13 protein-coding genes and 1 tRNA gene are annotated in these 14,102 nt (G+C 40.5%); 7 read left to right on the top strand and 7 right to left on the bottom strand.

Annotated features, from left to right (window positions below):
• Positions 1 to 24 precede the first annotated feature (24 nt).
• Complete coding sequence (locus tag ACFSQ3_RS06415) at positions 25 to 1,110, top strand: agmatine deiminase family protein (RefSeq protein WP_380868594.1); 1,086 nt, start codon at positions 25 to 27, stop codon at positions 1,108 to 1,110.
• Positions 1,111 to 1,403: 293 nt separating this feature from the next.
• Here ACFSQ3_RS06415 and ACFSQ3_RS06410 read toward each other — a convergent pair whose 3' ends face one another.
• The 6 genes from ACFSQ3_RS06410 to ACFSQ3_RS06385 form a co-directional block, all read right to left on the bottom strand.
• Positions 1,404 to 2,342 (bottom strand): hypothetical protein, encoded by a 939-nt coding sequence (locus ACFSQ3_RS06410; RefSeq protein WP_380868592.1) that lies wholly within the window; start codon positions 2,340 to 2,342, stop codon positions 1,404 to 1,406.
• A 160-nt stretch (positions 2,343 to 2,502) separates the two neighbouring features.
• Positions 2,503 to 2,586, bottom strand: a tRNA-Leu gene (locus ACFSQ3_RS06405).
• Positions 2,587 to 2,635: 49 nt separating this feature from the next.
• Positions 2,636 to 3,517, bottom strand: coding sequence for a Ppx/GppA phosphatase family protein (locus ACFSQ3_RS06400; RefSeq protein WP_380868590.1), 882 nt, complete (start codon positions 3,515 to 3,517; stop codon positions 2,636 to 2,638).
• 98 nt (positions 3,518 to 3,615) lie between these two features.
• On the bottom strand, positions 3,616 to 4,647 hold the full coding sequence (locus tag ACFSQ3_RS06395; RefSeq protein ID WP_380868589.1) for a Gfo/Idh/MocA family oxidoreductase: 1,032 nt from the start codon (positions 4,645 to 4,647) through the stop codon (positions 3,616 to 3,618).
• 12 nt (positions 4,648 to 4,659) lie between these two features.
• Positions 4,660 to 5,265 carry a hypothetical protein gene (locus ACFSQ3_RS06390; RefSeq protein ID WP_380868587.1) on the bottom strand — a complete coding sequence of 202 codons (606 nt, stop codon included), beginning with the start codon at positions 5,263 to 5,265 and terminating at the stop codon, positions 4,660 to 4,662.
• A 68-nt stretch (positions 5,266 to 5,333) separates the two neighbouring features.
• Complete coding sequence (locus tag ACFSQ3_RS06385; protein ID WP_380868585.1) at positions 5,334 to 7,910, bottom strand: phosphoenolpyruvate carboxylase; 2,577 nt, start codon at positions 7,908 to 7,910, stop codon at positions 5,334 to 5,336.
• Between the two features lie 303 nt (positions 7,911 to 8,213).
• Here ACFSQ3_RS06385 and ACFSQ3_RS06380 point away from each other — a divergent pair, with 303 nt between their 5' ends.
• Both ACFSQ3_RS06380 and ACFSQ3_RS06375 read left to right on the top strand, forming a co-directional pair.
• Positions 8,214 to 10,394, top strand: a complete 2,181-nt coding sequence (locus ACFSQ3_RS06380) for an FUSC family protein (protein WP_380868584.1) — start codon at positions 8,214 to 8,216, stop codon at positions 10,392 to 10,394.
• Positions 10,387 to 11,373, top strand: a complete 987-nt coding sequence (locus ACFSQ3_RS06375) for a YpdA family putative bacillithiol disulfide reductase (RefSeq protein WP_380868582.1) — start codon at positions 10,387 to 10,389, stop codon at positions 11,371 to 11,373. Before ACFSQ3_RS06380 ends, ACFSQ3_RS06375 begins: the two co-directional genes overlap by 8 nt.
• On the opposite strand, the gene ACFSQ3_RS06370 is transcribed toward ACFSQ3_RS06375, so the two are convergent.
• Entirely contained in the window at positions 11,359 to 11,937 is a 579-nt protein-coding gene (locus tag ACFSQ3_RS06370; protein WP_380870027.1) for a TetR/AcrR family transcriptional regulator, read from the bottom strand. The genes ACFSQ3_RS06375 and ACFSQ3_RS06370 overlap by 15 nt on opposite strands.
• Here ACFSQ3_RS06370 and ACFSQ3_RS06365 point away from each other — a divergent pair.
• From ACFSQ3_RS06365 to ACFSQ3_RS06350, 4 genes are all read left to right on the top strand, one after another.
• The gene (locus ACFSQ3_RS06365; RefSeq protein WP_380870026.1) at positions 11,908 to 11,994 is read left to right on the top strand and encodes a hypothetical protein; all 87 of its coding nucleotides are present in this window, start codon (positions 11,908 to 11,910) and stop codon (positions 11,992 to 11,994) included. The genes ACFSQ3_RS06370 and ACFSQ3_RS06365 overlap by 30 nt on opposite strands.
• 82 nt (positions 11,995 to 12,076) lie before the next feature.
• Complete coding sequence (gene murB / locus ACFSQ3_RS06360; protein ID WP_380868580.1) at positions 12,077 to 13,093, top strand: UDP-N-acetylmuramate dehydrogenase; 1,017 nt, start codon at positions 12,077 to 12,079, stop codon at positions 13,091 to 13,093.
• A 248-nt stretch (positions 13,094 to 13,341) separates the two neighbouring features.
• Positions 13,342 to 13,845 carry an RNA polymerase sigma factor gene (locus ACFSQ3_RS06355; protein ID WP_380868578.1) on the top strand — a complete coding sequence of 168 codons (504 nt, stop codon included), beginning with the start codon at positions 13,342 to 13,344 and terminating at the stop codon, positions 13,843 to 13,845.
• A 35-nt stretch (positions 13,846 to 13,880) separates the two neighbouring features.
• Complete coding sequence (locus ACFSQ3_RS06350; protein WP_380870025.1) at positions 13,881 to 14,087, top strand: cytochrome b5 domain-containing protein; 207 nt, start codon at positions 13,881 to 13,883, stop codon at positions 14,085 to 14,087.
• Positions 14,088 to 14,102 lie beyond the last annotated feature (15 nt).

Here is a 14,102-nt window from a genome sequence, read left to right as displayed (position 1 = left end):
TCGCTTGCCTTTTTTATAACATACATGGCACAAGTACAATCCGACAAAAACTGGGAGCAAGATTTTCAAACCACTCCCAAAGATTTAGGTTTCACATTTCCTGCTGAATGGGAATTGCAAGATGCATTATGGTTGAGCTGGCCGCATAAAGAAGCTTCTTGGCCCGGAAAATTGCATGAAATCTACGCGCCTTATTGTCAATTCATCAAAGCAGTTGCTGCGCATCAAAAAGTGCGCATCAATGTGGAAAATGAAGAAATGCACGAGTTTGCATTGAAACACCTAAACGACGCAGGTGTGGCTTCCGAAAACATTGAGTTTTTCTATCATGCAACGAATGATGCGTGGTGCCGCGATCACGGACCTGCTTTCGTTATCAACCGCGAAACCGGCGAAAAAGCGGTTGTAGATTGGGGATACAATGCTTGGGGTGGAAAATATCCTCCTTACGATTTGGACGATGTTATCCCAACGCGTATTGCAAATAAATTTGGACATCGCTTGTTCACGCCTTCTATCGTGATGGAAGGTGGATCCGTGGAGTTCAACGGTGCCGGAACGGTTTTGACAACCACCGCTTGTTTGTTGAACGAAAATCGCAACCCCCATCTAACCAAAGAAGATATTGAACGCTACCTGAAAGAATTCTACGGTCAGAAGCAAGTACTTTGGTTAGGTGATGGTATTGTAGGCGATGATACGGACGGGCACATCGATGATATTACTCGCTTTGTAAACGAAGACACCGTCCTGACGGTTGTGGAAAGTGATCCTAGCGACGAAAACTACCAGCTTCTGCAAGAGAACTTACACGCTTTACGCGAAATGCGCTTGTTGGACGGCCGGCCATTGAATATCGTTGAACTTCCGATGCCAAAAGCCGTCGTTTATGAAGACCAAAGGTTACCTGCCTCTTATGCGAATTTCTACATCGCTAACAAAGTGGTTGTTGTGCCAACTTTTCGCGATAAGAACGACGCGAAAGCGTTGGAAATTATAGCGCGCTATTTCCCGGATCGTGAAGTGATCGGCATTGATTCGACAGATTTGATCTGGGGTTTAGGGAGTTTTCACTGCTTAAGTCAGCAAGAACCTAGCGTAAAAAAATAAATAGAATTCACTTCCGCATTGCAACGCTAACCGAGTTCAATAGGATTATAAATCCGCTTCGCTCGTTGGATTTTATCAGGTGCGGAAGTGATTTTCATCGAAGTGTTCGTATTGATGTAATCAAAAGGGGCTTATGTTCATCTAAATATGTTTGTTACGCCCATATTGGATACTGTAAGCATGCAAAAAGAATAATTTTTGTATAGATGGAAGTTTTCTCCTCCTTTTCCGCACCTACTAAAATTCCCTAACGCCACAAGTGTAGATACCCCGCTTCAAGAATTGATGATACGTTATTTGCTAAACATGCTATTCAAATCTTTCGCCAAATTGTTAAAAACGTAGTCATGCTCTTGTTTAATACCCAACTCTTCTAAGGGCCGCCAATAAAATCGTGGATTCAACACAGATGTATATGTAGTTATACGTGTCAATTTGCATGATGATTCGCCTACCTTATCGAAGTAATATATAGCTTCTTTAAAGCCCAGCCAATTACGTCCCACGAGTTCATAATCGACGACGTCCATTTTAAGAACCTTTCCCCGCTCCAACGCTGTGATTCTTTCAACAATGGTTCCCTTTCCGAAATCATATCTACTGGACTCTCCAGCCTCGAAATAACAGGTCCTTAGTCCGCCCACCTCTTCCTTTTCCAAAACGCATTTCACAGGTATTGGCAAGTCGAAATACATCAGGTAAGGTTTCTCCGCATCTAAAGTATCTACCGATTTTATCGCATCGTAAACTTGTTCTGGCGTGAAATTATAAACCCGCTCGGTCTTTATTTCTATGATGGATTCTTTATCCTTTTGTAAGTAATTTTCTGTAGGCGCGGCAATCAAAAATGGTACAATTGGTAGAATCAGGACGGAAAACTTGTTAGTACCCTTGATATCCTTATACCGCTTCACCAGATGGGTAATTATGTAACCTATAAAGATGAGGGGGATAACGAGCGGCAACGTCATCACAATGCAAAGCACACCAGAAAGTCCTGGGAATACCAATCCTATAAAAATTATGGTTGTTGTAACAATCGCAGCATTCAGAACGTGTCGCTTTTTAGGTAAAGCTCCCAATGCTATTCCGAGTACTATCGGTAGCAATATAAAGATTACCCAGCTATACGCAGCCAATCCTAGTAACAAAAAGGCTATTCCTGTTCCCAAAAACAGAAATGTCAAAATTATTGAAAGTTGGAAACTACGATCCTTTATTATTTCTTTCATAACGAGGCAAAACGAATGGTTGAAGCTGCATTTATTGCGCAGACGAAAGTATAAAATATTTTGAAAATTACGTTGTGCAGTGAAATTTATTACGTGTGTACTGATAAAATAAAAGCGTCTGAAACAAAAAAGAGATCTTTGGGATCTCTTTTTTGTTTTGTGCTCAGGAGCAGATTCGAACTGCCACGCCCATGCGAGCGCCACCCCCTCAAGATGGTGCGTCTACCAATTTCGCCACCTGAGCTTGGAGTGCTACAAAAATAGCGGTTTTTGCGACAGTTGCAACTGATTTATTAGCTATTCTCCCGATTATTATCGATGAGCGTTTGAATAATTCCATCCGCCAATCCTACACGCGGAGCAGTGATATTCTTCAACCGTCCGAACTTCATGACTGTTAGGAATATTTCCGCAGCAGGAATGATGACATCCGCACGATCGTTCTTCAAGCCCAATACATTAATTCGATCTTTTAGAGAATACGAACTAAGATATAAATACAGCGCTTTTAGCTTTGCATAGGATATCGGCTTATCGGCTTTCTCGCTGGATAGGCGCGACAATTTATTGATGTTGCCGCCAGTTCCAATTCCATAAATGACTTTATAGGTTTTGGTAAGCTCTTTCAGCCACATTTTCATTTCTTCCCAAGTTTCAGAACGATCTTGATTATCTAGAATCCGAATCGTTCCTAAATTGAAAGATCTGGAATCAATCAATCGTCCGTTGGCAAACAAAGAAATTTCCGTACTTCCTCCACCTACATCTACAAAGAGATAAACACGACTTCTATCTAGCTTCGCGCCCAAATAGCTATTATAAATGATCAATGCTTCTTTGCTCCCATCGATAATATCAATGTCGACACCAACTTCTTTGCAGGCTTTTACTACTTCCGATCCGTTTGCTGCATCACGCATTGCCGATGTTGCACACGCCATATAATCGGTCACCTTATAAACGTCCATCAAATCCCTAAAAGAGCGCATTGTTTTGACCATGTCGGTAAATTTCGATTCAGAGATATAGCGCTGGATAAATGCGTCGTCGCCCAAACGAAGAGGAACACGTAATAACGTATTTTTATTAAATGATATCTCCTGATCCCTAACAATGATGTCTGCGATCAGTAATCGCACAGCATTAGACCCAATATCAATAGCAGCGTATCTCATAAATAATTTGATGTTGTAGTAGAAACAAGCGTTACAATAGCTTAACGCAATGTTAATGAAACTACGTTATTTTATTGTTAACACAAGATTAATTAACGTTAACTTCCTTTATTTGGCCCTAGAATATCCAATTGCCAGACAATTTCGTCTTCGCTAACGTAGTAGGGAGCTGATTGGCGGATGCTATCATACACATGTTGGAATACTTTTTCATAATGTCCGCGATTGCTCGGAACAATTAATTGCTCGAAACTACCATCGTCGTGATGAACAGTAAGTAGCCCGTCCTTTCCTTCAGCTTCTTCGCCATATTCGGCTTGCATTGGGCGAATTCCTTTTATTAATTGCGCTTCCTGCACATCCGTTCTATCTTTTACGAAAGAACCTTTGGTTCCGTGCAAAACGATTGACGCTTGCGGATTAGCCACTAATAAACTTGTAGTAATATATACATTGAGCCCATCCACGTAGTTTAGAATGATATTTCCAAAATCGTCGACCACCGATTGATCACGATAAGAACCGGAAATTTTAGTCATCGATTTTGGTTTACCGAATAAAGAAAGGACCTGATCCAGCAAGTGAGAGCCCAAATCGTACACTACTCCGGCGGCTGGTCGGCGCGTTTCTTTAAATACTTTTGGTCCAATTTCCGGCTTGTAGCGATCGAAGCGAATGTGTAATTCAATCGGCCGACCAACAAACCGTTTTTCCAGCACATATTTTAAAGAAAGAAAATCGGAATCGAAACGACGATTGTGGTACGGAAGCACTTGTTTGCCATACTTCCGACCAAGTGCAAACAATTCTTTTGCTTGCGCCGTGGTTGGCGCGAAGGGTTTTTCGATTAAAACATGTTTACCGAATTCAATGGCTTGCTTCGCAAAATCGAAATGCGTATCATTCGGTGTGTTCACGATGACCAATTCAATCTGCGGATCGCGCAACAATTCTTCGACCGAATCATAACTTATCACATTCGGATAATCCGTTTGCGCATTCTTCTTGGTTCGCTCAACAACTGCTCTGAATTCGAACAGATCGTTATCAACTAAAAATGGCGCATGGAATACCTTACCGGACATTCCATACGCCAAAATACCTGTTTTTATTTTTTGGTGCTTATTCAAATAATAATGCTTTTAGTGGTGTCCACCTGCTTCTTCGGTGCCACCTGCTTGTTTGTATAATTCTGATAATGCTTCCAATTTTGATGCAGCATAATCACGCAATTCTTTGTTGGTGTTACGGCTCAATCTTGTGAATTGATCTTTAATCAAAGCAACCTCATGTTGAACATGATGTTGATAATGATCGGCAGCACCATGAGCGTGTCCGTGCTCTGCGTGATCCGCGTGCGCTATTGCGGCAGTAGAATCTGTTGCAGCAACATGCTCTGCAGTGTGTTCGCCGTTTTCAGCCTTGAATTGCTTAGCACCCAACACTGGGAAATCAACTTGATTTTTAGTAGCTAACGTATCCAATTCAGCAAGCATTCCTGCGAATGTTGCCTGCACTTTCGCTGCCAATGCTTTGTTTTCGCTTGTACCATTTGCTTCCACATGTGATGCGTAATCCAATTCGTACGGCACCTTTCCACCAATAATGCGAATGGCATTGTAAGCGTCTTTATCTACCAACGTAGTGTGCGTATATTTCAATTGACGCTCGCCCATAGAAGGTTGGCATGAAGTGGTAAACAAAACACTTGCACAAGCTCCAGCTACTAAAATTGTATTTAATTTCATGATGATTCTATTTTGACAACAAAAATAATAAAATATCCCTTATTCCATTATTTAACGCCACAATGATCTTAAGCTAAATTTCTTCCTGCATTAACCACGCCATAAACCGTACGCGCGATCAATTTCTCGTATACTGATTTCTTTTCTTCCGAAATTTGTCCTCGATTTAACACGCGAATAGCATAATGTTGAATAGTAAGCAATGGAAGAATAATTTTCTCTCTTTCCAAAATAGAAAGGCGATCCACCGGATAATTTTCCATTAATTGTTTCGCACCTGTCAATTTGAGCACATATTCTTTTGTTAAACAGAACTCGTCGTATAAGCCTTTCCAAAAATCGCCAAACGTTTCATCGTGCTGGATGTACGACGTAATGTCAAAATTTGACTTTGTCATTGACATCATGCAGTTGTCGATAATCGTACTAAACATGCCGGAAGTTTCATACAGATTTTTTACCGTCGACCACAAGTTATTATCCTCAGCCCACTTCAACGCACTACCTACCCCATAAAATCCAGGAATATTCTGCTTCAATTGACTCCAAGAAGTCACAAAGCTAATGGCACGAAGATCTTCCAAACGTAATTCACGATCCGAGTTACGTTTTACAGGACGGCTGCTGATATTGATGGAAGACAACATTTTCAATGGACTTAACACTTCCAAGTATTTTAAGAATAGTGGATCGTGGCGAAGACTTAAGAATTTTTGGTGACTTTCTTGTGCCAACTGATCGATTACTTTCTTTTGTTGTTCCGTCAATGTATCGCCTTCGCGCTGTTTAATTTCGGAAATAATGCCTGCATGTAACAGCTTTTCGATATTGAATCGAGCAGCGTCCAGTGATCCGTATTGACTACTGATCGTTTGCCCTTGAATGGTTAATTGGATGTGTTTATTTTCAATTTCACGTCCCATGCTTGCGTAGAAACGTTGCGTTTTGCCGCCACCACGTGCCGGGGGACCACCGCGACCGTCGAAGAACACCAAATCTACCTCGTACTCGCGTGCAATCGCCGTTAGCTCGATTTTTGCTTTGTAAATCGACCAATTCGCCATCAAATAGCCGCCATCTTTCGTGCTATCCGAGAAACCCAACATAATGGTTTGCTTATTGCCGCGTGTGCGCAAATGCTCGCTGTACCATGGATGTGTATAGAGCGTTTTCATCACCTCCGCAGCATGCTTCAAATCGTCGACGGTTTCGAACAATGGAACGAAATCCATACTCAGTTCCTCTTTCGTCCAACCTTGCCACAAGAATAGTTGCACTAATCCTAAAATATCTGATGCCTTTTGGCAATTACTGATAATAAAACGTTGCGCGGCGCGCTCGCTTCCTGAACGTTGGATATCCTTTACTAAACGGATAACATTTACCGTATCCTCAATCAATGAATCTGGCTCAGCTTCCAGATCCAAGGTAGCTTCTGTGAAACCAATCGCTTTTTGTTTCTCATCTTCTGATTCCAAATAAGACGAAGATGAAATGCCCGTTTCTGTTGGATATTTGTTTACAAGATGATCAAACGTGGCACGCAACACCGAACTATCTTGACGCATATCCAGTGTGCTAAAATAACATCCGAACGTGTTTACTTTATGAATTAAATCGTCCACTAACTCAACAAACAAGCCATTATGCTGCTCAACAATTACTTCACGTGCATCGTGTAAATTTGCTAATATCTCATCCGTTAAATCTGTAGCATCTTCCTTCGGATTGAAACTGTTTTCATAGAAAATTTCTTGCAACTTCTGTAGTGGCTCTTGAACGCCTTGGAACGTAATGCGACGTCGAACCGTGCGGAAATCGCGGTAATAACAGCGGAAAAGAATTGTTCGCAATAGCGAAGCCACTTTTTTGGTGCTTTCCCACGTAACATTTGGGTTTCCGTCGCGGTCGCCACCCGGCCAAAAACCTAATTCCACCAATTGCTTCCCACTTTTTTCGGTGTCGTCCAATTCAGCATCCACCCGTTGATGAATATCCGAGGCAACCTTATAAAATACGTTCTCCAAGTACCAAGCTAAACTCGCCGCCTCATCCACAGGAGTTGGCTTTTCCTTATTTAAGAATGGGGTTTTCCCCAACTGTTGTAGCAATAGATGAATATCTTGAATATCATCCGCTTTCAAAGCATTGATTAAGTCATTGATAATCCCTAAAACCGGCCCTGGATAGAACTGTGTGGGATGCGCGGTCAACACCAGACGAACAGAAAAATCTTTTAGCTTTTTCGCAACCTGCTTTTTAAGTTCGGGGCTATGATTAACCGATTTGAAAAAGGCGTCTAGATTTTCGGAATCATCTGTCTTGCCGAGTTCTTGAAAAGATGAATCTTCCACCGCATCAAAAAGTACCACTTGGCGCTCAATATATTGTACTATCCTGAAAAGAAAATCAACTCGATCATCTTCCTGAACATACTGTTCGTATTGTCCGAAAAAGCTATCTATAATATCCTCTGGCGGAAGACGCTCTTCCACACCTTTTTGGCAGTGTGTAGCAAAAAAAGGCAGGATTGTACCTGTATGCTTGACGCGTTGAAAGGGCAAAGTCAAAAAAAGACTTTTAAACAAATCAAAGCGAACAAGCACTTCGTTCCCGAAAATAGCTTGTTTCTGTAGTGATTTCATGTATGTATTCCGTTATTTACTATTCCTCTATTTTTTAAGCAATCCCAAATATAATATTTTGAAGTTAATTGCCAAATTTTTCGTCAAAACGCATTATGTTTCAAAAATTAATACAAAAAATAAAACAAAATCAATTCGATTGTTATATTATAGCAATACAGCTGCGCTGAATTTATTCGCTTATAAGAAGTGTCTAAAGCAGATAAAGTATTCGCAAACCCTACTGAATTTGTGCGTAATAATTTGTTGGTCGCAACATTTTTGTAAAGCGCATTATGGTTATCTTTGTAACCGAAAACACAAATGAAACAATCCAAAGAAATAAAAAGTTTTTTTTACGGACAATATTTCGCCGAAGGCCTACGCATCACTATAGGAAGTATTATACCTGTTTTGGTGTGCGCACTTATCGATCAGTTGTTTGTAGGCACTTTAATATCTTTAGGAGCACTTCTCATCGGCTTATCCGATACTCCCGGCCCACCGCATCATCGTCGTACAGGTATGTTAGCTTGTTTGGGTGTTTGTTTAGTTACATTTCTACTTACCATTCTGGTCAACGCATCCATTGTTTTTATGGGAGTTGTGCTTGCGTTAGTTTCCTTTTTATATTCCATGTTTGGGGTATTTAATGCAAGAGCAGCTACCGTCGGGGCTATGGGTATATTGATGATGCTTATCCATATTGAAGGAGAATACACGCTAAAGGAAGAACTGCAGTTTATCATGTTTTTCACTATTGGTGCAGTTTGGTACATGATTGTAAGTTTCTCGTTTAATCAAATTCAGCCATATCGACTGGCACAACAGGAATTGGCCGAATCGATACGTCACGTTGCCGAATTTCTGCGTCTACGTGCCAATTTCTACAGTGCGAAAACAAATTACGATGAAAATTACCTAAAGGTAATTGATAAACAGATTGAAGTTCACAAGCATCAAGAAAACGTCCGCGAATTGCTGTTTCACAGTAAACGATCGGTAAAAGACACGACCAAACTTGGCCGATTATTGATCTTGATTTTCAACGATATTGTCGATTTATTTGAACAAACAATGACAACGTATTACGATTACGATGCGATCCGGAAGATGTTTAACGACACCGGAGTTCTTCATCATTTTCGGTATGTAGTAGTCAAGTTAACCCATGAGTTGGATCATTTTGCTTATCAGCTAAATGCCAATAAAATGCCCACGCCGATGCACGATTTCACAAAAGACATCGAGCATTTGCGCCTTAAAGTGGAGCAAATCGACAGAAATTACGAACGCAATACCATTCCTTTGAAAAAGGTAATTGTCAACATTCGAAAGATGACCATATTGCTGAATAATATGTACAATTACAGCCAAGTAAATGCCTCTTCGATCGTTAAAGAGGAAATAGACGACGCAAGCAAATTTATTCAAACATCGCATATTGATTGGAAGAGCTTTAAAAGTAACCTTTCTAGAGATTCCTCCATCTTTCGGCACGCAGTAAGAATGGCCGTTGTAATGACAGGCACCTATATTGGGCTACACTTGCTGAACTTTAGCGATAAGGGAATCTTTTGGGTACTGCTGACGATACTGGTGATATTGAAGCCCGGTTTTGGACTAACGAAAGAGCGAAATGTACAGCGACTCATGGGGACAGTAATTGGCGGTATTATCGGCGCCTTGATTTTAATTACGATTCAAAATCAAATTGTGCTTTTCGCTTTGTTAATTTTATTTTTCCTGATTGCCTACAGCCTATTTCGAATCAACTACATCATGTTTGTCGTGTTTTTGACGCCATACGTATTAATTATGATTAGTTTCACTGGAGTGAATACGTTCGAAATGGCTAAAGAGCGAGTTTTTGACACATTTTTGGGTGGAATGCTTGCGTTCTTATCCAGTTATGTGGTATTCCCGAATTGGGAGAGCAGTAAAATTAAGGAGACGATCTACAAGCTGCTGACGGCAAACTTTGTTTATCTCGAACAAGTGGCTAAAATGTTTACCGACGAACCCATCAACGTGACGGAATATAAATTGGCGCGGAAAGAGCTTTATATCGCATCTGCTAACATGGGCTCTACTTTCCAACGCATGCTTACGGAGCCTAAATGGAGACAAAAGAACACGAAGGATGTCAACAGATTCGTTATATTGAATCACGTTTTCTTTTCTTATTCAGCTTCGCTATTTACAGAAATTGATAAAGCGAGCAACCTGCACATTTCTAATAATCAATACGATTTATTGAAGAAAACAGCCTTCAACTTGTACCGTTTGATTCAAACCTTTAGTGAGTATGATGCACCGGAAGATTGGACGAGCAAGTTTCAAGGTGCGCTCGATGAAGATGAAAATCACGAAGATTCCAAGCTTATTACCGAACAATTACAATTTTTGCGGAAAATATCAACAGATTTGCCAAAAGCAACCGAAGATGCAGTGAAACGCGATTCGATTAAGTTTGATAAAGAGATGGAGGTAACACATGCATAAGGAAATTTACGACCTACTGATTATTGGAGGCGGACCAATTGGGATCGCTTGCGGCATTGCAGCGCAAGCAGCAGGCCTGTCGCACATCATTTTGGAAAAAGGTTGTCTAGTGAATTCCTTATACCATTACCCCGTCAACATGACCTTCTTTTCCTCGGCGGAAAAACTGGAAGTTGGCGGTGTCCCATTTGTTACTTTAAATCCTAAACCCAAACGAGCCGAAGCGCTAGAATACTACCGCCGTGTTGAATATAAATTTGATCTGAACACGCACTTGTTCGAAGAAGTCACATCGGTGGTAAAGGATGAGATTAGCGGCTTTTTTACCATAAAATCTTCGAAGGAAAACTACCAAGCAAAACACGTTGTAGTGGCGACAGGATTCTATGATGTTCCGGTTAACGTATGCATTCCGGGAGAAGATTTGCCGAAAGTGAAACATTACTATGATGATCCACATTATTATGCGAAGCAAAACGTCGTCGTGATTGGATCCAGTAATTCGTCGATAGATGCGGCATTGGAAACCTATCGCAAAGGAGCAAATGTTACGTTAGTGATTCGTTCGCATGAAATCAGTCCGCGCGTAAAATATTGGGTACGTCCGGATATCGATAATCGTTTAAGTGCCGGAGAAATTAACGTGTATTACCAAAGTTGCCTATCGGAGATCACCGAGCATCATGTTCGCATACAAACTCCGGAAGGTGAGATTACGTTGGAAAATGATTTTGTATTAGCGCTTACTGGCTATCAACCAAATTTTTCATTCTTGGAAAAAATTGGAATTGATGTTCCGAACGAAGCGCCCCGAATTCCGGAACACAATTCTGTAACGATGGAAACTAATATAGAAGGGCTTTATTTGGCAGGGGTAGTTTGCGGTGGATTGAACACGCATCTTTGGTTTATTGAGAACTCACGTATCCATGCGGACATGATCGTGAGCGATATCGTTAACAAACTAACGAACCCGTAAACCGTTAATAAAGATAGTAGCCATTTTTTTCTGCATCGTTAAGATCTCATTGAACTCATCTTGAGTAGGCGGAGCAAACATCGTTTTAAAATCTTTCTTCAGGCCAGCTCGCAAGCCGTGCATCGAAGCTTGAAACAAACGTGCGGTATCATATTCATCATCAAGAGCAATTTCTCCATTGGCAACGCCTACCTTTAGAAGGTTTACGACTTGCTGAATTTCTTTTTGATAGATTTTGGGGATCAAATCTTGCAAATCCATTGGCAACTCCATTCGGAAAGAGTACGCATCCGCAAAGATGTTGTAATATTCATTAAAGAAATGCATACGCGCATCCAACAATTTACTAACTATCGTTGCGAGCTCACCTCCTTCTTCAATAATCTTTTCTCCTCGTTCCAGCAGTTCATCCAATAGGTAGTTCCAAACTGCAGCGTACAAACTATTTTTATCTGGAAAGTAATAATATAACAACGCCTTAGAGAACGACAAATCCTTGGCTATTTCTGCCATGGTTGTTTTTGCCATACCGAAATGAGAAAATCTACGCAGGGCAGATTCAATTATTTTAAAACGTTTTGCGTCAGCACTCTTCATATTGGAAATGATAATTCTAGCTAATACGTCCCTTATTGGGTATCTTTAGCCACTTTATTATTAAAGTTAAATAATTTATCTGAATTTTTAGCAAAGATAGTCAAATATGAACGAGCAGATTTCGTACCGAGTTTCCCTAAAACAGTTTAATACGTTTCGTATTGAAGCATTCGCTGATCAATACGTACAGATTTCGGACGAATCGCAGTTGGTAAAATTACATACCGATAATGCATTTGACAAAAGCTTCTTTGTCTTGGGCGGCGGTAGCAACGTATTATTTACAACTGATTACCCAGGGTTGGTCGTTCATATCAAAACCAAAGGAATACAACATTTCATTGATGGCAACTATGTGTATGTAACATCCGCTGGTGGCGAAGTTTGGAATGATTTGGTGTGGCACTGCATCGAACATCAGTTCCCCGGATTGGAAAACATGGCGCTCATCCCGGGGTCGGTTGGCGCTTCTCCTGTACAGAATATTGGCGCGTATGGGGTGGAGTTGATGGATGTTTTTTACAGTTGTCGTGCCTTTGATACAAAAGAAGGAACTTTTGTAACGTTCAACCGCGATGAATGTGGTTTTACCTATCGGGATAGTATTTTCAAAACCAAATATAAAGGACGTTTCATTATTTGCTCTGTTACTTATAAGCTTCATTTGAATGCGAAGAGAAATACTTCCTATGGTGCAATACAACAAGAATTGGACAACCGAGGAATTACTAACCCAACTATCCGCGATATTGCTGAGGTGGTATCATCTATACGTGTTGAAAAATTACCTGATCCGCAAACTATCGGAAATGCGGGAAGCTTCTTCAAGAACCCGATTATTTCAGCCGAACAATTTGAAGGTATCAATATTGAATTTCCAAACGTGATTTCCTATGCGCTTGCTGATGGCAACGTAAAGTTAGCTGCAGGCTGGTTGATTGAACAATGTGGTTGGAAAGGCAAACAAGTTGGCGACGTGTTGGTTTGGCCTAAGCAAGCATTAGTACTTACCAATGCCAATGCGGCCGAAGGAGATGAAATTTTTGACGTTTCTGAACAAATTATCACGGATGTTAGGCAAAAATTCGGGATTATATTGGAGCGCGAGGTCAATATTTTATAAATAATTGTCGGATTTTAAACTTTTTTCATCTTTTTCTATCCAACATAAAAACTACGTTTATTAACCTACTGTTGCATGATCTGCGGAGTTTACGTTTCTACTTTAGCGTATTTTAACCCAAAGATTCCGTATCATTTTTTCCAAATCAAGTTCGTTTTTGCACGGTATTTGTCTTTATCCTAGTGTTATGCATTGAGCATAAGTTGATAGTTAATCACACATTAGTAAACACATAAATAACCAGTAGTATGAACAAGTTAGATTTTAATACACTCGTAGTACAACATTCGGATTCGCTAAAATCATACGCGAGAAACTTCACGAAAGATGGAGACGATGCTAACGATCTAGTTCAGGATACGTTATTGAAAGCAGTCACTTATTTCAAGAACTTTCGCGAAGGAACGAACTTAAAAGGTTGGCTATACACGATTATGAAAAACACGTTTATCAATAATTACAGACGTGTCGTAAAAACGAATTCTTTCATCACAAAAGAAGAAGAAATCAGCAATGCCAACTTAGTTGTTTCTGCAACGCATAATAAGGGTGTGAATAAATTCATGATGGAAGACATTAATAGCGCTTTGGGTAAATTAAGCGAAGATTATTATGTACCTTTTACCATGTATTACGAAGGATACAAATACCACGAAATTGCCGATCATTTAGCAATTCCGATTGGAACGGTGAAAACCCGTATCCACGTTGCTCGCAAAGCAATGAAAAAAACCTTGCACGCATATAGTTAAGACCATTGAACGAATTACCACGCTACAGCAAACCAATGTTAGCCCGAAGAAATGGGCAAGATCGACCAGAAATTTGGGTAGCTTATCGAGGAATGATCTACGATGTTTCCGAAAGTCGACTTTGGCAAAACGGAAAACATTACGAGCACTGGGCGGGTCAAGACTTAACTTCCGAGTTAAGCGATGCGCCACACAGCGAGAAAGTATTTGCACGATTTCCGATTGTTGGTCAATTGGAATGATGATAAAAAAAGATA

Origin of the sequence: Sphingobacterium corticis (assembly GCF_042684745.1) — a bacterium.
In the GTDB taxonomy this organism is placed as follows: domain Bacteria; phylum Bacteroidota; class Bacteroidia; order Sphingobacteriales; family Sphingobacteriaceae; genus Sphingobacterium; species Sphingobacterium corticis.
Note: the sequence above shows the minus strand (reverse complement) of the source record. Positions and strands in the feature narration are given on the sequence as shown.